14 protein-coding genes and 1 tRNA gene are annotated in these 19,227 nt (G+C 72.9%); 11 read left to right on the forward strand and 4 right to left on the reverse strand.

The window, feature by feature from the left end; all coding sequences use genetic code 11:
* Positions 1-140 precede the first annotated feature (140 nt).
* Positions 141-737, forward strand: coding sequence for an aminoacyl-tRNA hydrolase (gene pth / locus IEV65_RS01535; RefSeq protein ID WP_188427847.1), 597 nt, complete (start codon positions 141-143; stop codon positions 735-737).
* Positions 738-806: 69 nt separating this feature from the next.
* On the opposite strand, the gene IEV65_RS01540 is transcribed toward pth, so the two are convergent.
* On the reverse strand, positions 807-1,523 hold the full coding sequence (locus IEV65_RS01540; protein ID WP_188427848.1) for a PspA/IM30 family protein: 717 nt from the start codon (positions 1,521-1,523) through the stop codon (positions 807-809).
* Positions 1,524-1,620: 97 nt separating this feature from the next.
* A complete protein-coding gene (locus tag IEV65_RS15825; protein WP_188427849.1) occupies positions 1,621-3,699 on the reverse strand; it encodes a TPM domain-containing protein in 2,079 nt (692 codons plus the stop codon).
* 156 nt (positions 3,700-3,855) lie between these two features.
* Here IEV65_RS15825 and mfd point away from each other — a divergent pair, with 156 nt between their 5' ends.
* Together mfd and IEV65_RS01555 are read left to right on the forward strand one after the other, a co-directional pair.
* Positions 3,856-7,470 (forward strand): transcription-repair coupling factor, encoded by a 3,615-nt coding sequence (mfd, locus tag IEV65_RS01550; RefSeq protein WP_188427850.1) that lies wholly within the window; start codon positions 3,856-3,858, stop codon positions 7,468-7,470.
* A gap of 52 nt (positions 7,471-7,522) precedes the next feature.
* Entirely contained in the window at positions 7,523-7,966 is a 444-nt protein-coding gene (locus IEV65_RS01555) for a DUF6918 family protein (RefSeq protein ID WP_188427851.1), read from the forward strand.
* 117 nt (positions 7,967-8,083) lie between these two features.
* Here the strand turns inward: IEV65_RS01555 and IEV65_RS01560 are convergent, their stop codons facing one another.
* Positions 8,084-10,147, reverse strand: coding sequence for a hypothetical protein (locus IEV65_RS01560; RefSeq protein ID WP_188427852.1), 2,064 nt, complete (start codon positions 10,145-10,147; stop codon positions 8,084-8,086).
* A gap of 199 nt (positions 10,148-10,346) precedes the next feature.
* Between IEV65_RS01560 and IEV65_RS01565 the strand changes: the two genes are divergently transcribed.
* The 8 genes from IEV65_RS01565 to IEV65_RS01600 all read left to right on the forward strand — a co-directional run bounded on the left by IEV65_RS01565 (position 10,347) and on the right by IEV65_RS01600 (position 16,583).
* Positions 10,347-10,895, forward strand: a complete 549-nt coding sequence (locus tag IEV65_RS01565; protein ID WP_188427853.1) for a hypothetical protein — start codon at positions 10,347-10,349, stop codon at positions 10,893-10,895.
* 2 nt (positions 10,896-10,897) lie between these two features.
* Entirely contained in the window at positions 10,898-12,016 is a 1,119-nt protein-coding gene (locus IEV65_RS01570) for a nucleoside triphosphate pyrophosphohydrolase (protein ID WP_229734781.1), read from the forward strand.
* 51 nt (positions 12,017-12,067) lie between these two features.
* Positions 12,068-13,348: a phosphopyruvate hydratase gene (gene eno / locus IEV65_RS01575; protein WP_188427854.1), complete on the forward strand. Its 1,281-nt coding sequence runs from the start codon at positions 12,068-12,070 to the stop codon at positions 13,346-13,348.
* A 95-nt stretch (positions 13,349-13,443) separates the two neighbouring features.
* Positions 13,444-13,971: a septum formation initiator family protein gene (locus IEV65_RS01580; protein WP_188427855.1), complete on the forward strand. Its 528-nt coding sequence runs from the start codon at positions 13,444-13,446 to the stop codon at positions 13,969-13,971.
* Complete coding sequence (locus IEV65_RS01585) at positions 13,968-14,588, forward strand: DUF501 domain-containing protein (protein WP_188427856.1); 621 nt, start codon at positions 13,968-13,970, stop codon at positions 14,586-14,588. The genes IEV65_RS01580 and IEV65_RS01585 overlap by 4 nt, the downstream gene beginning before the upstream one ends.
* Complete coding sequence (locus tag IEV65_RS01590; RefSeq protein ID WP_188427857.1) at positions 14,585-15,529, forward strand: Ppx/GppA phosphatase family protein; 945 nt, start codon at positions 14,585-14,587, stop codon at positions 15,527-15,529. Before IEV65_RS01585 ends, IEV65_RS01590 begins: the two co-directional genes overlap by 4 nt.
* Positions 15,530-15,632: 103 nt before the next feature.
* Complete coding sequence (locus tag IEV65_RS01595) at positions 15,633-16,457, forward strand: uracil-DNA glycosylase (RefSeq protein ID WP_188427858.1); 825 nt, start codon at positions 15,633-15,635, stop codon at positions 16,455-16,457.
* A 52-nt stretch (positions 16,458-16,509) separates the two neighbouring features.
* Positions 16,510-16,583, forward strand: a tRNA-Leu gene (locus IEV65_RS01600).
* Between the two features lie 31 nt (positions 16,584-16,614).
* On the opposite strand, the gene IEV65_RS01605 is transcribed toward IEV65_RS01600, so the two are convergent.
* A complete protein-coding gene (locus IEV65_RS01605; protein ID WP_188427859.1) occupies positions 16,615-19,119 on the reverse strand; it encodes a M14 family zinc carboxypeptidase in 2,505 nt (834 codons plus the stop codon).
* Positions 19,120-19,227: the final 108 nt, after the last annotated feature.

Here is a 19,227-nt window from a genome sequence, read left to right on the forward strand (position 1 = left end):
ACCCCGTCCGGGCATCACACTCGCGACCGCGTCCTGTTCTGTGAGTCGGATGCATCAGACTCACAGAACAGAATCCGGTCGCGAGAAGCCCGGGCGGCAGACTGGCCCTCGGACCCACCACCTCGAAGGAGCAGCCCGACATGGACGCCCCCTGGCTCGTCGTCGGCCTCGGCAACCCCGGCCCGAAGTATGCCGGGCACCGCCACAACATCGGTGCGATGGTCGTCGCCGAGCTGGCGCGGCAGGCGTCGGCGACCCTGAAGCAGCACAAGGCGGCCCAGGCGTGGGCGGCCGAGGTGCGGCTCGGCACCGGCGCAGGCGGGGTCCCCGGCCCGCGCGGCGTGATCGCGCAGCCGATGACCTACATGAACGTCTCGGGCGGACCGGTGTCCGGCCTGGCGAAGTTCTACAAGGTGCCCGCCGAGCAGGTGGTCGTCGTGCACGACGAGCTGGACATCGAGCCCGGGCAGGTGCGCCTGAAGCAGGGCGGTGGCGAGGGCGGCCACAACGGCCTGAGGTCGATCAGCCAGAGCCTCGGCACGCGCGACTACCTGAGGGTGCGGCTCGGGATCGGGCGCCCTCCCGGCCGGCAGGACCCGGCCGACTACGTCCTGTCCGACTTCCCCGCCCGCGACAAGGTGGAGACCGAGATCCTGATCGCTGACGGCGTCGACGCCGTGGTGGACCTCGTGACGCAGGGGCTGCTCGACGCGCAGCAGCGCTGGCACTCGCGCTGAGCGACGACGACGGGCCCGGGCCGCCGTGACGGCGACCCGGGCCCGTGCGTCGGTCAGACCTGGTGTCGGTCAGCCGTGCTGCTTGAGCTGCTGCAGGCGCGCCTCGACCTCGGCGTCGCCGCTGGCGGTCTCGAGCTCGGCGAACTGGTCCTCCAGCCTGGTCGCCGCAGCCTCGGCGCGGCCCTGGACGACGGCCTCCTGTCGACGGATGCTGTCCTCCCAGCGGGCGAGGTCGCTCGAGGGGTCCATCACGTCGATGGAGGACATCGCGTCCTGCACCTTCTCCTGGGCCTCGACGCTGCGGGCGCGGGCGACCAGGGTGCCGCGACGCGACTTGAGGTCCTCCAGCTTGGTCTTCATCTGGGTCAGACCGTCCTTGAGCTGGTCGACCGTGGCGTTCTGCTGCGCGATGACGGGCTCGGAGGTCTTGATGTCGTTCTCGTGCTGGATCTGGCGGCTGAGCGCCACCCGCGCCAGGTCGTCGAACTTGAACGCCCCGTCCGGGTCGCCCGCCGCCCGCAGCTCCTCGGCCTTGGCGGAGGCGGCTGCGGCCTTGCGGCCCCACTCGGCCACGGACTCACGGTCGGACTGCAGGTCGGCCTCGGCCATCCGCACGTTGGCGATGGTCTGGGCGACCGCCTCCTCCGCCTCGGCGATGCTGTTGGTGTAGTCGCGGATCAGCTGGTCCAGCATCTTCTCCGGGTTCTCGGCGCGGTCGAGCAGCGCGTTGATGTTGGCCCGGGCGAGCTGGCTGATGCGGCCGAGGATGGTCTGCTTCTGGGTCATGCTCGTTCCTTTCCGTACCGCCGTGCCGGCGGGGCCTTCTCGGGTATGACGTGTCGTGCAGGTCTGTGGTCTGTGGTCAGTGCCGGTGGCCGGGCCTCTAGAAGCGGCCTCCTGTGAAGGTGCCGCCGCCGCCCCCTCCGCCGAAGCCCCCGCCGCCGAAGCCGCCTCCGCCGAAGCCTCCGCCGCCGCCGAAGGAGCCGCCGCCGCCCCACCCGCCGGAGTGGTGGTGACCGCCGCCCCGGCCGCCCAGCAGGATGCCGCCGAGGATCACGGAGAGGGGGTCGATGCCGCCGCCGTAGGTGCGACCCGGTCCGCCGAACCCGCCGCCGTAGCCGCCAGAGCCGCCCCAGGACGACAGGTCGTTCTGGGCCTCGGTGAGCGCCTGCTCGCCGAGCTGCTCGGCCCGGGTCAGGAGCCCCATGGCCACCCCGGGGTCGGTGCGGGCCTGCGACTGCGCCTCGTCGAAGACGCGCAGAGCCTCGGAGATCCGGGTGCGGGCACCGCTGCTCACCGCGCCGCGACGGGTCGAGATCGTCTCGTCGATGCTGCGCAGACGGGCCCCGACCCGGGCCACGCGCTGGTCGAAGTTCTCGCGCATCCGGGTCAGGTGGGCCTCGGCGTCACGCATCGGCTGCAGGAGGGTGTCGAGGTCGTGCTCGGCGCGGTCGAGCTCGGCGAGCGCACGGAGCGGGTCGCCGGTGGAGCGGCTGGACTGCGCCGACTCCACCGCAGCGCGGGCCCGCTGGACCGCCTGGGCAACGACGGGCTCGCGCGGGGCGAGGCGCTGGGCGTCCTGCAGGTCGGAGCTGATGGAGGTGACCCGTCGGCTCAGCTCGGTGGAGGCGTTCTCCAGGTCCTCGCCGGCGCGGGAGATCTGGTCGAGGAGCCTGCTGGCCTGCCCGATGGCCTCCTCCGCTGCACGGGCCGCGGCGACCGCGGCCGGGCGGTCGTCCCGCTCCACGGACTGCCGGCCTGCGGTGACGAACCCGTCTGCGGATCGCAGGAGGGAGTCGACCTGCGTCAGGTGCTCGCGGACGGTGCCCAGGGCCTGGGCCGGGTAGCGCGCGGCGAGCCCTTCGACCTCCTGGCTGGCCGCGGGCACCCGCTCGCGGGTCTCCCGCGCGCGGGTGGCCAGCTCGTCGAGGAACTGCGGCGCACGGTCCTGCAGCGAGCGCAGGGTCGCGAACTCCTGGGTGTGCTCGTCGAGCGTGCGCCGTGAGGTGCCCGTGAGCTCCACGATGCGCGCGAGCATCGAGCGCTGGACGTCCTCGGGCTCCTGCTGGTCGTCGTCGAGCTGCTGGCGCAGCGAGAACGCCTCCGTGGCGGCCTGCCGGGCCTGGCCCAGGACCTCGCGGAACTGCTCGGTGCGCTGGGTCCCGAACTGGGCCTCGGCGAAGGCGAGCTCCTCCTCGGCCGAGCGCAGCGCGTTGTCCATCCCGACCAGGGCCTCGGACGCCTCGCGCTGCAGGTCCTGCAGCGAGACCCCCTGCGCACCCGCCGGCACCGGCACCCCGGCACTGGGGCGACGCCTGCGGCGCGCCACGGACCTGATCAGACCGGAACCGACCAGCAGCACGACCGGCGCGCCGATGAGCAGGCCGGGGATGGCGCCCATCCCGAGCCCGCTGTCGGTGTCGTTGTAGACCGGGCCCTGGGGCTCCAGCGCCCCGCCAGAGCCCCCGGAGTACTCCCGAGCCAGTCCCTCGACCGCGCCGCTGACCGCGCCTGCCCAGTCGTCCTGGCTCAGCGCCGGCTCGACGTCCTGGAGCTGCACGTCCTGGAGCTGGCCCTGGGGCAGGGTGCTGCCGACGTCGCCCAGGCCGTACTGGCGCTGCTCCACCGCCACCGCGAGCACCAGGTCGCCGGTCCCCAGGCCGGAGGCCTCGGCGGTCAGCTCGGCCCACGTGGGCCCGTCCACCTGCTCGCCGCTGTCGGTGAACTCGTCCACGAAGGCGACGAACAGCTGGAGCCCGGTCTCCTCGCGGAGCTGGTCGATCTCCTCCTGCGCCCGCGCCTCCTCGGCGCTGCTCAGCGCGTCGGCCGGGTCGTAGACGCTCTCCTGAAGGTTGAGCGGCTCCTCGGCGGACGCCGGTGGAGCGGCCACCAGCGCGCCCACCACGAAGGTGAGGGCGGCGGCATACCCAGCACGTCGGGCCCTGCGAACTGCACTGACCATCACGACTGTGATCCTCCCTGACCTGGTTCGCGCGCGTCCACCGCAAGCGGTGGCAGGTGCTCCCAGCATGTCACGCCCACATCGAGGGGCTGTCGGCCCCGGCACCTAGAATCAGGAGGCCACCGACCGCCCCTCCCGGCCAAGGATCCTGCACCCATGCACCTGTCACCCGTCGTCGACCTGCTCTGCGCCGACCCGGCCTTCTCCGCCGTGCTCGACGCCGCCCGCAGCGGTGAGCCGACCGTCGACGTCTCGCTCGTCGGCGGCGCGCACGCTGCCGCGGTGGCGGCGCTCGTGCGCAGCGACAGCAGTCCGGTGCTCGCTGTCACGGCGACCGGGCGGGAGGCCGACGACCTCGTGGCGATGCTGGGCGAGCTGCTCGACGAGGACGGCGCCGCCGGGGTGGCGGGGTTCCCGAGCTGGGAGACGCTGCCGCACGAACGGCTCAGCCCCCGCTCGGACACGGTCGGCCGCCGGCTCGCGACCCTGCGGCGCCTGGCCCACCCGGAGCCGGAGGACCCGCAGGCGGGCCCGGTGCGCGTCGTCGTCGCGTCGGTCCGCGCGCTGCTCCAGCCGATCGTGAGGGGTCTGGGCGAGCTTCGCCCGGTCCGGCTGCGTGCGGGGGACGAGCGGCCGCTGGCCGAGGTGGTCGAGGCGCTGGTGGGCGCGGCATACACCCGCACGGACATGGTCGAGCGGCGCGGCGAGTTCGCGGTCCGCGGCGGCATCCTCGACGTCTTCCCGCCGACCGAGGAGCACCCGGTCCGCGTCGAGTTCTGGGGAGACACGGTCGAGGAGGTCCGGTGGTTCAAGGTGGCCGACCAGCGCTCGCTCGAGATCGCCGCGCACGGCCTCTACGCGCCGCCCTGCCGTGAGGTGCTGCTGACCGACGACGTGCGCGAGCGTGCACGGCAGCTCGTCGGCAGCCTGCCGGGCGCCGCCGAGATGCTGGCCAAGGTCGCCGAGGGCGTGGCCGTGGAGGGTATGGAGTCGCTCGCGCCGGTCCTCGTCGACGGCATGGAGACTCTCGTCGACGTCCTGCCGGCCGGGTCACGGGTCGTGCTGCTCGACCCCGAACGGGTCCGGACCCGGGCGCACGACCTCGTCGCGACCTCCGAGGAGTTCCTGCAGGCCAGCTGGGCAGCGGCGGCGACGTCGGAGGCCGCCGCGCCGATCGACCTGCAGCGCCTGCTGGGCACGGCGTCGTCGTGGTCCCTGGGCGACATGCGTCAGCACGCGCTCACGACCGGGCGACCGTGGTGGTCGCTCACCCCCTTCCTCGTCGACACCGAGCTCGAGGAGCTCACGGACGGCGCCGACGACCGCGTCGCGACCCTCGTGGTGCCCAGCGCCCCGATCGAGTCCTACCGCAGCGACGCCGAGGCCATCGTGCGCGACCTGCGCTCCTGGCTGGACGAGGGACGTCGCGTGCTGGTCAGCCCGGACGGTGCCGGTATGGCGCGCCGCGTCGCCGAGGTCCTGGGCGAGCACGGCATACCTCATCGGTTGGTGAGCCCGCTAACCAGCGCCGACGACGTCACCGCGGACCTGGTCACGGTGACGACCGGGGCGGTCGGGCGCGGGTTCGTGCTCACGGGGACGGGCTTCGTGCTCGTGGGCGAGACCGACCTGACCGGTCAGGCGGGGTCGGGCGGCTCGACGCGCGACATGCGTCGGATGCCCTCGCGTCGGCGTCAGCAGGTGGACCCGCTGGCGCTGCGGCCCGGCGACTACGTCGTGCACGAGCAGCACGGCGTGGGCAAGTTCGTGGAGATGGCCAAGCGGCAGGTGCAGGGGGCCACGCGGGAGTACGTCGTGCTCGAGTACGCCTCCTCCAAGCGGGGGCAGCCGGCCGACCGGCTGTTCCTGCCGACCGACCAGCTCGACCAGCTGACCAAGTACGTCGGCGGAGAGGCGCCCACCCTCAACCGCCTCGGTGGATCGGACTGGCAGAAGACCAAGGCGAGGGCACGCAAGCACGTCAAGCAGATCGCGGCCGAGCTGATCCGTCTCTACTCCGCCCGGATGGCGACCGAGGGTCACGCGTTCGCTCCGGACAGCCCGTGGCAGCGCGAGCTCGAGGACGCCTTCGCCTTCGTCGAGACCCCCGACCAGCTGTCGACGATCGACGAGGTCAAGGCCGACATGGAGAAGACGGTCCCGATGGACCGCCTGATCTGCGGCGACGTGGGTTACGGCAAGACCGAGATCGCGGTGCGTGCGGCCTTCAAGGCGATCCAGGACGGCAAGCAGGTGGCGGTGCTTGTGCCGACGACGCTGCTGGTGCAGCAGCACTTCAACACCTTCTCCGAGCGCTACGCGCAGTTCCCTGTCACGGTGCGGGCGCTGTCGCGCTTCCAGAGCGACAAGGAGGCCAAGGAGACGATCGATGGTCTGGCCGACGGGTCGGTCGACCTCGTCATCGGCACCCACCGCATCTTCGGGTCGACGGTCCGCTTCAAGGACCTGGGCCTGGTGATCATCGACGAGGAGCAGCGCTTCGGCGTCGAGCACAAGGAGCAGCTCAAGGCGCTGCGCACCAACGTGGACGTGCTCGCGATGTCGGCGACCCCGATCCCGCGGACGCTCGAGATGGCCGTGACGGGCATCCGTGAGATGTCCACGCTGGCGACCCCTCCGGAGGAGCGCCACCCCGTCCTGACGTTCGTCGGTGGCTATGACGAGAAGCAGATCGCCGCCGCGATCCGGCGCGAGCTGCTGCGCGAGGGACAGGTGTTCTACGTCCACAACAAGGTGGGCACGATCGAGAAGACCGCGTCGCGGCTGCGCGAGCTCGTGCCCGAGGCTCGGATCCAGACCGCCCACGGTCAGATGGGGGAGCACCGGCTGGAGCAGGTCGTCGTGGACTTCTGGGAGCGCAAGTTCGACGTGCTGGTCTGCACCACGATCGTCGAGACGGGCCTGGACATCTCCAACGCCAACACCCTCATCGTCGAGCGGGCCGACACGCTGGGCCTCTCGCAGCTGCACCAGCTGCGCGGACGCGTCGGCCGCGGGCGTGAGCGGGCCTACTCCTACTTCCTCTACCCGCCGGAGAAGCCGCTCACCGAGACCGCGGTCGACCGCCTGCAGACGATCGCCGCCAACACCGATCTGGGCGCTGGTATGGCGGTGGCGATGAAGGACCTGGAGATCCGTGGCGCCGGCAACCTGCTGGGTGGCGAGCAGTCCGGGCACATCGAGGGCGTCGGTTTCGACCTCTACGTCCGGATGGTCGGCGAGGCCGTGGCCTCGTTCAAGGGCGAGGACGAGGCTGCTCCGGTCGAGGTCAAGATCGAGCTGCCGGTCGACGCGCACCTGCCTCACGACTACGTGCCGGGCGAGCGGCTGCGCCTCGAGGCCTACCGCAAGCTCGCGCAGGTCAAGGACGAGCAGGAGCTGGAGGAGATCCGTGCCGAGCTGGTCGACCGCTACGGCGAGCCCCCGGCCGCGGTCGCGACCCTGCTCGAGGTGGCCCGCCTGCGCACGATCGCGCGGGCGGCCGGGATCAGCGACATCGGCGTGCAGGGTCAGATGATCCGGTTCGGGCCTGTCGAGGAGCTGCGCGACAGCCAGCAGCTGCGCCTGACGCGGCTCTACCCGGGGACCATCATCAAGCCGGCCGTGCGCCAGATCCTCGTGCCCGCACCCAAGACCGCGCGGGTCGGGGGCAAGCCGCTGCGTGACCGCGACATCCTCGACTGGGCCGGTCAGCTGGTCAAGGCCGTCCTTCTGGACGACATCGCCGCGGCGGCGGCCCGGCAGGGCTGAGCTCGCCGCCCGCACGACCGGACGTCTGCAACGACCTGAGATGCTGTCTCCCATGACGACGTCGCTCTCTGCCCGCCTGCTCGACCCGACCACGCGGCCCCAGGTGGTCGATGCCCTGGTCCAGCTCATCGAGACGGAGGTGGCCAGCAAGAAGGGCATCTCCGGCACGGTGCTGAAGACGGCCTTCGCGGGCGCGAAGAAGGCGAGCGAGGGGACCGTGAAGAGGTCCGTCAACGCACTGCTGCCCGGCGTCGCGTCGGCGCTCGACCCGCACTGGGCTGCTGCCGACGGACGGGCCTTCGGCGCCTACCTCGCCGACCCGGCCCGCGCGCACCAGGTCGCCGACGAGCTGCTGGCCGTGGCCGACGCCAAGGCCGCCGCGGTCGAGGGCAACCCTCTGGGCAAGGTCTACCGCTCGCTGCGGGGCAAGGGCAAGGAGCACGTCGTCGAGGCGCTGCCCGGCCTCGGGTCGACTCTGGAGCGCTTCGCCCGCTGAGGGGCTTCCCCCGCTGAGGGGCTTCGCCTGTTGAGGGGCTTCGCCTGTTGAGGGGCTTCCCCTGCTGAGGGCCTTCTCCCGCTGAACTGCCGTAGGGCGAATCTCGGTTCTGGAGGCTCAGGCGGCGTCGCCGGGCGGGTCGTCGGTCAGGCCCAGGAGATCGATCAAGGTCGGGTGGCCCGATGTCGGCCCTTCGTGGATCTGCCCGTCATCGCTGGTGCCGGTCAGCCGGATGCAGGTCTCGCCGCTCCTGGCTCGATAGCGGTTGGCCGGGTGCTCGGCGAGGGCGGCGTAGACCAGTCGGTTTGCCCGGTCCCGGCGGCCAGCCGGCTCCGCACCGCGCAGGTAGGTGCGGTAGTCGAAGGTGCGGGTGGTGACCATCTGCCCCAGCAGCGTGGTGACGGTCAGGTCGCGGCGGGCACCGAGGCTGAGGTGCCACATCCCCTCTGTCTTGAACCGGTGCGGCCGCTTCGCGAGCAGAGCGAGGTTGAGCTCTCCTGTCGGACCACCGGCCCAGCCGTACGGCGTGACGTGGTCCAGCTCGCCTCCATGGGCACCGAGCCGGGGGCCTGGTGCCCTGTTGAGCTGGTCGGCGGCGATCACCTGGCGGCGCATGTCGGTGTCCGGGCGGTAGGAGGCGATCGTCCGCTCGATGAGGCGACCGTCCAGGGGATCCGTGACCAGTCGGTGCAGCGTCGTGCCGGGGAAGAGCGCCAGCTCGCGCACATGGTTGTCGGTGACGAAGAAGGGATGAGGTCCCATCACCTGTCCCACTCGCCCGCGCCTGGGCGGGCGCGCTCCCTCGTCGGGCGGTGTGCCGGCCGGGGGGCCCTCGTCCGGAGGTATGCGGCACGGCGAACCGTCCTCTGGTGGGCTGTCGTCCGGAAGTGTCTCGGTTGGCGGTGGGTGGTCGGACGGCCGGTGCGTCGCGTGACCGCAGCGGACGCAGACCGGAAAGCCCCCGGCCAAAGCGCTGTAGGGCACCACAACCTGGAGGGTCACCGTCGGGAGGGCGTTGAGCACGCGGATCAGCTGGTCCACATCCTCCGGGGCCAGGATGTCGTCGAAGCCAGAGCTCGTGACCCGGCCGTCCGGCGACGCCTCGGACTCGGGAGTGGGCGCGGGCTCGGGCGCGGGAGTGGGCTCGGGCTCCGGAGCGGGTGCGCCGTCCCTATGACCGGCGGCGGCTTGAGCGTTCGTCCCGGAGGCCGATTGAACGTCGGTTCCGTCGGCCGGCGGTGCGTCGGACGTCGCCGCTGAGGCTGAGGTGCTGGTGATCGTGCTGCTGCTGGTGCTGGGCAGGGGAAAGGTGCCGTACATGAGCAGCACCTGTGCGGTGTCGGCGCGCAGCTGGTCGAGGGTGCGTGCGTCGCCCTCGCGGCGCAGGGTGCGGGCGGCGCGGTCCAGCCGCTGGCCTCCGGCGACCACGGAGGCGGCCGGCCCGGTCAGACGCAGGGTCGCGGTGCCGTCGTCGTGGACGCGGACGGTGACCCGGCGACGCTGGTAGGCGCGCTCGCGGCGACGGCGTTCGTCGTCGGGATCGGCCGCGCGGGCAGCGGTGACCTCGGCCTCGAGCGCGGCGGTGAACGACGAGTGTCCCCACGGCCGGCCGTGCAGCTCACCGTCGGGGTCGAGCCGGTCGCCGACCGCCTGCGAGGCCTGGTCGCCGAAGAGTGACCCGGCCACCAGGAGGCGCTGGTCCGCCGACAGCGACGCGGTGGAGTCGAAGAAGGCCCGCACCAGCGGCCACGACGCCTCGCCCCTGCGCAGCGCCGCGTCGACCTGCCGCGCCAGCTCGGACGGCGCCGACGCCGCGCGGATCAGGGTCCGCGACTCACCGACCCCGAAGCCCGCTGCGATCTCCAGCTCCGCGGCCGCGAGAGAGCGGGCCGCCGAATCGACGGTGGCCCTCTGTGTCGTGGTCAGCTCCACGCCCACCAGGCCGCGCTTGTCGATCACCCCGTCGCGGACCCGCGCGAGGACCGCCGCTGCGGCGCTGATCAGCTCGGCGTCCTCCACCGCACGCCGCGCCGCCACCCCGCGCAGCGTGAGCACCGTCTCGTCGACCTGCGACTCGCCGGGCCAGCGCGCCCCCGAGGAGGCGTCCGTCACGGACCGCTCGGACTGCTCGAACCGCTCGCTCTCACCGGGCATACCCTCGCCCGTCCCGATCTCCGCCATGCGCACACCCCTCCCCACGTGACGCGGTCGCCGCCACCTTTCCCGTGGCCCCGAACCTGCCTCCATTCTAGAACACCAGTCCGACATTCCTGGCGTCGACACTAGGCTTGTGGACAGGTGAGCGAACATCTCTTCCTGGCCCGGCTCCCGGCTCCCGCCCCCAGGGGCGCACCCCGCCGCGCGTGCGATGATGGCCCGCGTGAAGCGCCATCCCCTCAAGACCGCCCTCGCCCTCACCGCCGTGCTCGCCCTGGCCGGCTGCTCGACCGGTATCGGCTCGGACACCGCGGTCAGCGTCGACGGGACCGACTACACCGTCGCCGAGCTGCAGGAGGCGACCACCCAGCTCAACGCCCTGGCCCAGCAGCCGGGCGAGCCGCAGCAGGTCGTCGCCGACCTCGCGCTCCTGCCGCTGCTCGACGAGGTCTTCGCCGGCTCGCCGGCGGAGACGACCGAGTCGGCGGTCCGCCAGCTGCTCGCGACGAACGGCGTCAACGACCCGGGCCGGGCCACGCTGGACGCTGCGCGCTCGCGCCAGTACCAGCAGGTGCTCGGTGACCAGGCCACCTTCCAGGACCCCGCCATGGCCGAGGCTCTCCAGCGCGCGCAGTCGGTGACCACCGAGGACCTCGCCGCGGTGGAGGTCGACGTCAACCCGCGCTACGGCACCTGGGACGCCACCAACGGCGGGCTCAGCCCCGTCGTGCCGGACTGGATCCAGGCCGACGACGCGGCCGCCGACAGCTGATCGTGACCGACGGGCGGGTGCTGCACGGTGACCGACAGGTCGAGCAGGACGCGCCCGCGGTGACCCCACCGACGCACGCCGGAGCCCGCCGGCTGAGCCTGCTGACCACCAGCCCCCGGGTCGCCCCGGGTCTGCTGGCCGCCTCCGCCTGGGACGCGCTCCGCGAGGCGGACCTCGTCGTCGCGGCCGACCCGGCAGCGGACCAGCCCACCGCGCTCCGAGCGGCAGGGTTGCCGGTCGCGGGCCTCCCCGAGCCGGTGGCCACGGCATACACCGCGAGCCCGCAGGCCCTGGCACGGCACCTGCTCGACCTGCTGGACACCCATCCGCACGTGCTGTGGGTCGGCTCGCCCGACGGCGACCCCGGGCTCTCCGAGGCGCTCGCGGTCGCGCTGCCGGACGACGCCCCGACCCTCGAGCTGGTCGTGGGCTCCTGGGACACGCCCGGCGCCCGCCTGCTCGACGCGGTCGCCGTCATGGACCGCCTCCGCTCGCCCGGGGGTTGCCCGTGGGACGCGCGGCAGACGCACAGCAGCCTCACGCCCTACCTCGTCGAGGAGGCCCACGAGGCCGTCGAGGCCCTCGAGGTGCTCGACGGGGCCGAGAGCGACGCGGCCCGCGAGCACGCCGCCGAGGAGCTCGGCGACGTCCTCCTGCAGGTGCTGTTCCACGCGCGCGTCGCCGCCGAGCACGAGGTCGACCCGTTCGACATCGACGACGTCGCGGCGGCCCTGGTCGCCAAGCTCGTCCACCGCCACCCGCACGTCTTCGCCGACGTCGAGGCCGACACGCCCGAGGCGGTCGAGGCCAACTGGGAGCAGCTCAAGGCAGCCGAGAAGCCGCACCGCACGCACGCCCTGGACGGCATCGCCCCGGGTATGCCGGAGCTCGCCCGGGCGACCAAGGTCGCCTCGCGCCTGCGGCGGGCCGGGCTCGAGGAGTGGCTGCGCGACTGGGTCGAGAGCCGGCTCGACCAGCACGACCCGGGCGCCCTGCTGCTCGACGCCGTCCTGGACCTGCACGACGGCGACGTCGACGCGGGCGCCGCCCTGCGGCATACCCTCCGCGACCTGGACGCGGCCGCACGATCCTCGACCGGCCCGACGGCACCTGCCGACTAGGCTCTAGCACCGAGACCGCCCACCAGCACCACCCTCAACGAAGGAGCGCCCATGGCCGCCATCGACGCCATCATCGCCCGCGAGATCCTCGACTCCCGAGGCAACCCGACCGTCGAGGTCGAGGTGGGTCTGGACGACGGCACCGTCGCCCGCGCCGCCGTGCCCTCCGGCGCCTCGACGGGCGCCTTCGAGGCGGTCGAGCGTCGCGACGGTGACGAGGGCCGCTACCTCGGCAAGGGCGTCGAGAACGCCGTGGCCGCCGTCATGGACGACCTCGAGCCGCGCCTGCTCGGCTTCGACGCCTCCGAGCAGCGCCTCGTCGACGCCGAGATGCTTGCCGCCGACGGCACCGACAACAAGGCCGAGATCGGCGCCAACGCCATCCTCGGCGTCTCCCTGGCCGTGGCCCGCGCCGCGGCCGACTCGGCCGGCCTGCCGCTGTTCCGCTACGTCGGCGGCCCCAACGCCCATGTGCTGCCCGTCCCGATGATGAACATCCTCAACGGCGGCTCGCACGCCGACTCCAACGTCGACATCCAGGAGTTCATGATCGCCCCGATCGGCGCGGGCTCCTTCCGCGAGGCGCTGCGCTGGGGCGCGGAGGTCTACCACGCGCTCAAGGGCGTGCTCAAGGAGCGCGGGCTGGCCACCGGTCTCGGGGACGAGGGTGGCTTCGCGCCGAACCTGGAGTCCAACCGGGCCGCCCTCGACCTGATCGTCGAGGCCATCGAGAAGGCCGGCTACGCCGTCGGCTCCGACATCGCCCTGGCGCTCGACGTCGCGGCCAGCGAGTTCCACGAGGACGGCTCCTACGCCTTCGAGGGCGCGTCGAGGTCGGCGGACGAGATGATCGCCTACTACTCCGAGCTCGTCGACGCCTACCCGCTGGTCTCGATCGAGGACCCGCTGAACGAGGACGACTGGGAGGGCTGGCAGAAGATCACCGCCGCGCTCGGCGACAAGGTCCAGCTCGTCGGCGACGACCTGTTCGTCACCAACCCCGAGCGCCTGCAGCGCGGGATCAGCGACAAGGCCGGGAACGCGCTGCTGGTGAAGGTCAACCAGATCGGCACGCTGACCGAGACCCTCGACGCGGTCGCCCTGGCCCAGTCCAACGGCTTCCGCTGCATGATGTCCCACCGCTCCGGAGAGACCGAGGACACCACGATCGCCGACCTGGCCGTCGCCACCAACTGCGGCCAGATCAAGACCGGCGCGCCGGCCCGCTCCGAGCGCGTCGCCAAGTACAACCAGCTGCTGCGCATCGAGGAGGAGCTCGACGACGCCGCCGTGTATGCCGGTGCCGGCGCCTTCCCGCGCTTCCGCGGCTGACGGGAGCCTGGCCAGGCGCCCGGCGCGGCCTGCCGGGGAGAGCCGGGCGCGCGGCATACCCTGAAGAGGACCGCACCAGCCGACCCAGGAGCATCATGAGTCCCGCACGCACGCCGCGCGGTGCCCGCCCGGTCTCGACGCGCCCCGGTGCCCGGCGCGGCGGGCCGCGGCCAGGGGTCCGCGGTGTGTCGCAGGCGGCCGCCCAGGTGCGCAGGGCGCCGGCGCACGTGCGGCGGATGCTCACGCTCGTCGTGCTCGTCGTGGTGATGGGCGCGATCCTGGCTCCGGTGCTGTCGGGCTACCTGCGCCAGCGCGCGGAGATCGGTGAGGCGCGGCGGGCCATCGCAGAGGAGCAGGCGCAGATCGCCGACCTGGAGGCGGAGCTGAAGAAGTGGGACGACCCGGCCTTCGTGGAACGGCAGGCGCGGGAGCGACTCAGGTTCGTCAAGGAGGGCGAGACGGCCTTCACGGTGATCGACGACACGGGGACGGATTACACTGAGACGCTCCCTGGAATGGCACCCGTCGCCGACGACGTACTCGCGGCAAGCCCGTGGTACGGCCAGGTCTGGGAGTCGGTCAAGATCGCCAACGAAGGTCTCCCCGAGACCAAGGAGCCATGAGCACCCCAGACCGCACCACCCTGGAGCAGTCCCCGACACCGGAGGACCTCCGCGTCATCAGTCGTCAGCTCGGCCGCGAGCCCCGTAGCGTCGTCTCCATCGCCCACCGGTGCCCCTGCGGGTGCCCGACCGTGGTGCGCACGGAGCCCCGACTGCCGGACGGCACGCCGTTCCCGACGAGCTTCTACGCCACGTGCCCCCGGCTCACGGCCGAGATCTCCACCCTGGAGAGCACGGGTCTCATGCGCGAGATGTCGCAGCGTCTGCTCCAGGACGAGCAGCTCGCCTGGCACTACGCCCAGGCGCACGACGACTACCTGCGCCGGCGCGAGGAGCTCGCGCACGTGCCGGAGATCGCCGGCATCAGCGCCGGCGGCATGCCTAACCGCGTCAAGTGCCTCCACGTCCTCGTCGCCCACGCCCTGGCAGCCGGCCCGGGGGTCAACCCCTTGGGTGACGAGGCGCTGGAGATGCTCCCCGAGTGGTGGCACGGGGGGTGCTGCGGCGCGCTCGACGAGGACCAGCCGCAGCCGGAGCACGTCGTCAACACCTGCCCCAAGCACCATCCGCTCGAGCCGATCCTCGAGCCCGAGGCGGCCGCGGACGAGGCGTCGTGACCCGGGTCGGTGCCGTGGACTGCGGCACCAACTCGATCCGGCTGCTGATCGCCGACCTCGACGGCGCCGGCGGACTCACCGAGGTGACCCGCACGATGCAGATCGTCCGGCTGGGCGAGGGGATCGACGCCACGGGCCGGATCTCCGACGGTGCGATGATGCGCACCCTCGCCGCTGCCGAGGGGTATGCCGCGCTGTGCCGGGATGCGGGGTGCGAGTCCGTGCGCTTCGTCGCCACGTCGGCCTCGCGGGACGCGGCCAACGCCGACGACTTCGTGGCAGGGGTGCGCGAGGCGTTCGGCGAGCTCGACGTCGCGCCCGAGGTGGTCTCCGGCGCCGAGGAGGCCGAGCTCTCCTTCGTGGGCGCGACGGGCAGCCTGCGGGCCGCCGGGGCCCCCGGGCCCTACCTCGTCGTCGACATCGGTGGCGGCTCCACCGAGTTCGTGCGCGGCACGGAGCACGTCCAGGCTGCCCGGTCGGTTGACATCGGCTGCGTGCGGATGACCGAGCGCCATCTCCACGACGACCCGCCGACCGAGGACCAGGTGTGGGCCGCGCTGGCCGACATCGTGCGGGCCGTCGAGGCCGCGGCCCAGGAGGTCGACCTCACCGGGATCGGCACCCTCGTCGGGCTCGCCGGGTCGGTCACCACGGTGACGGCGCACGCGCTGGACCTGCCCACCTACGACTCCACCCGCATCCACGGTGCCGAGCTGCCGGTCGAGGCCGTCATCGACGCGTGCACCGACCTGCTGCTGAGCCCTCGCTCGCGGCGTCGAGAGCTGCCGTTCATGCACGAGGGTCGGGTCGACGTCATCGGCGCCGGCGCCCTGATCTGGCGCACCGTCGTGCAGCGGGTCGCCCACGACTCCGGGCTGGCCACCGTCCGGGCCTCCGAGACCGACATCCTCGACGGGATCGCGCTCTCCCAGCACCCCTGACCGACCGAACGCGTCGTGTGGTTTCCCCGGGAGCGACCGGGCGCGTCGTGTGGTTTCCCCGGGAGCGACCGGGCGCGTCGTGTGGTTGCTGCAGGATGGGGTCGTGACGACCAACCTCCCGCACCCGTTGACCGGCGAGCTTTTCCCGAGCCCGGTCCCGCCCGGGACGGGCTGGCCGCAGGACCCGGCGGAACGGCATACCAGGAGGGCGCGAAGCGCGGCCGGGGTCCGCAGACTGGCGACGGGCTCAGGCGACCTCGCGACCCTGGACGCGCGGGTGTCGGTGTGCACCGCCTGCCCTCGCCTGGTCGGCTGGCGGGAGACCGTGGCCAGGACCAAGCGTGCGAGCTTCGCGGACCAGCCGTACTGGGGGCGTCCCGCCCCAGGGATCGGGCCGAGCGACGCGGGCGTGCTGGTCGTCGGTCTGGCTCCCGCGGCCCACGGCGCCAACCGCACCGGACGGATGTTCACGGGGGACAGGTCGGGTGACTGGATCTACGCCGCGCTCCACCGGGCGGGATACGCCAGCCAGGCGACCTCCACCCACGCCGGGGACGGTATGACGCTGCGAGACCTGCGTATCACCGCGCCCGTCCACTGCGCCCCGCCGGACAACGCCCCGACGGTGGAGGAACGTGCGACCTGCCGGCCCTGGCTGCAGCGTGAGCTCACCCTGCTCGAGCCGGGGCTACGCTCGATCCTCGCGCTCGGCGGGATCGGATGGGACGCGGTGCTGACCGCTGCCCGGGCGCTGGAGTGGCGTGTGCCGCGGCCCAGACCGCGGTTCGGCCACGGGGCGGAGGCTGTGCTGACGACGGCCGCGGGACGGGACGTGCGACTGGTCGGCAGCTATCACGTCAGTCAGCAGAACACCTTCACCGGCCGGCTCACCGAGTCGATGCTGGACGACGTCGTCAGCCGCCTCTGACCGGCTGGCTATCCTTGCCGGGCACGACCGATCGCTTCGACGTCCCGGTCCCGCCCCCGTAGCCCAACCGGCAGAGGCAGCCCACTTAAAATGGGTTCAGTGCGGGTTCGAATCCCGCCGGGGGCACCGAGCCGCAGCACCCACACGACGCGTTCGGTCAGGGGGTGGGGGTGTCGTCGCCGGCCGTCCAGAGCAGGGCGCGGGCGACGAGGGCGTACTGGCCCTTGGGGTGGGCCCGGAAGAGCGGCTCGGAACCGAACAGCACCGTGCGCGCACCGGTGACCTCATCCTCGCCGCGGACCACCACGGCCTGACCTGCGGCGGCCTTGGGGCCGCCCGCTCCCTGGGCGTCGGCGCGCCAGTGGCCGCTGACGAGCGGGGCGGTGGCGTAGCTCTGGTCCGCGCTGACGCCGTCGCCGAGATCGGTGAACCACAGGGGGGAGTAGACGAAGGTGTGCGGTGTGGCGTCGCCGGTGACGGGTCCGCCCGCGTTCTCCACGGCCACCACGCCGTTGGCGTCGGAGCGCCCAGCAGCCGTGGTCACCTCCAGCAGGTCGAGCGCGTCGTTGACGGCCGCGCCGGCCCGGCCCCGTCCGACGACGCCGCCGCCGTCCGCGACGAACTCGCGCAGCTCGGCCCGGCCGCGCTCGTCGAGGTCGCGCCAGACCAGACCGCTGGACACGTAGAGCGTGTCCAGCCCGTCCAGCTCCAGCCCGTCGTTGAGCGCGCGGGTCGACACCGGCTCCACCGACAGCCCCATCTCGCCGAAGGCCCACAGCTCCTCGGCCGTGCCGGCCACCCCGATGGTCGGTTCGTCGAGCTCCTCGCCGGAGGCGCCTGCCGGCGCCGAGGCCAGCTCCACCCCCAGGTCAGCGACCACCTGGGTCGCCACCGCCCGCGCCGGCGCGGGCACGAGCACGCCACCGTCAGGCAGACGCTCCAGCGCCGCGCCCGCCTCGAGCAGCCGACCGAGCGCCCGGACGTCGGCCGGGTCCTCGAGCGAGAGCACCCACCCGGTGTCCGACGGCGCCAGCGAGCCGGCGGCCACGGCGTCAGCGACGAGGCCGCCCACCACCTGCAGCGGCTCACCCTCGGGCACGCTGACCACCGACGCTCCCCAGAGCAGCCCGTGGCTCCAGCCGGAGATGTCGTACATCGCGTCCACGCGCCCGGAGATGTCGGTCCCCGCGCCGAGGATGGTGTTGGCCAGGCCGCGTCGCGACTGGTGCAGGTCGACGACGTAGCTCCCGACCGGGTAGGCCGAGCCCGCGATCTGCGCGGGCTGGGTCAGCTGCCGCACCTGCACCCCGTTGGCGACCAGGTGGTCGACCAGTCGCGCGGCGGCGGGCGCCGACCGCTGCGCGTCCCCGCTCGGTATGACGTACGCGCGCGGGTAGTCGGTGAGGTAGACGTCGTCCGGCCCGATCACCCCGAACAGGCCGTCCTTCACCGGACGCTGCTCCTCGCCGGCGACGCCCCGGCGGAAGATCTCCACCTGGTCGGCGAGCAGCTCGTCGCGGTGCTCGTCGACGTAGGCCAGGGACGCCGTCATGGCTGCGTGGGCGATGTCGGTGTTGATCGCGGCCCGCCGGCGCAGCTCCGTCTCGGTGAGCGAGGAGTAGGAGGCGTTGTTGACCCGGAGCGGGATCTCGATCGTGTGCGCGACGGCGCCGTGGTAGGCGGCGTACTGCGGCGTGAAGATCGGCGGCCAGTCGTCCCAACCCTCGCTCCAGTCGCGCAGCGGGATCTGCGGGGGCTCGACACCGTCCTCCGCGCCGTAGCCGAGGTCGAGGATGGCCTGCTCGATGCCGAGCGCGTTGGGGTAGGCGTGCTTGACGAACAGGTCGTACTCGTAGTTCTCGCCGTGCGGCGGCGTGGTCGGCTCCACGAGCGTGCCGTTGACATAGCCGTGCAGGTCGAGCATGAGCACGGGCTGGATGCGCGCGATCGCGTCGCGCACTGCGACGGTCTCCGGCTGGGTCGCCGTGATGAGGTCGCGGTTGAGGTCGAAGCCCGCGCTGTTGCGGCGGGCGTTGTCGTGGCGGCCGTCGGGGTTCATCGACACGACCAGGTGGATGCGCGTCCGTTCGAGCATCTCGGCCACGGCCGGGTCGTCGGAGGCTGCGTAGTCCTCGATGAGCCGCAGCGCCGCGTCGGTGCCCTCGAACTCGTTGCCGTGGATGTTGGCGTTGAGGAAGACCGGCGTCTTGTAGGCGCGGGCCAGCCCCGCATCCCTGGCCGCCTGCGCGGGCCGGGTGGCGATGCGGTCGCGCATCGTCGCCTGCTGCCGAGCCTGCGCCACGCTCTCCGGCGCCGTCAGGGTGACCATCACCACCTGCCTCCCTGTGGCGGTGGTCGCCAGGACCTCGGCGGAGACGCGGTCGGAGGCGCGCTGCGCGGCGTTGAGACGCCGGGCGATGTCGTGGTATGCCGCGAGGCCGAGTCTCAGGGCGGCGTCCCCCTCGTCGACGGCCGGCTCGACGAGGACGGTCTGGCGGGGGTACCCCCGGTCGACGCCGGCAGCCGGCCCGGTCTGCGCGGCGGGGGTCACCGGGTCGGCCCCGGCCACGATCGCGCTCCCGGCCCCCGTCAGCCCGAGGACGCCCGCGAGGAGCACGACCGACCAGCGGGCACGCAGCGGTGAGGGGGCGAGACGCGCCATACCCTCACTCCTTCGCATCGGGGACCCCCCGAGCCTAACCGGCGCCCCCGACAAACGGAATATCCGCCCGGGGACGACCCTCCGGGTGCCTTCGGCCCCGCCGTCGGA

Origin of the sequence: Ornithinimicrobium tianjinense, assembly GCF_014636495.1 — a bacterium.
GTDB lineage: Bacteria > Actinomycetota > Actinomycetes > Actinomycetales > Dermatophilaceae > Ornithinicoccus > Ornithinicoccus tianjinensis.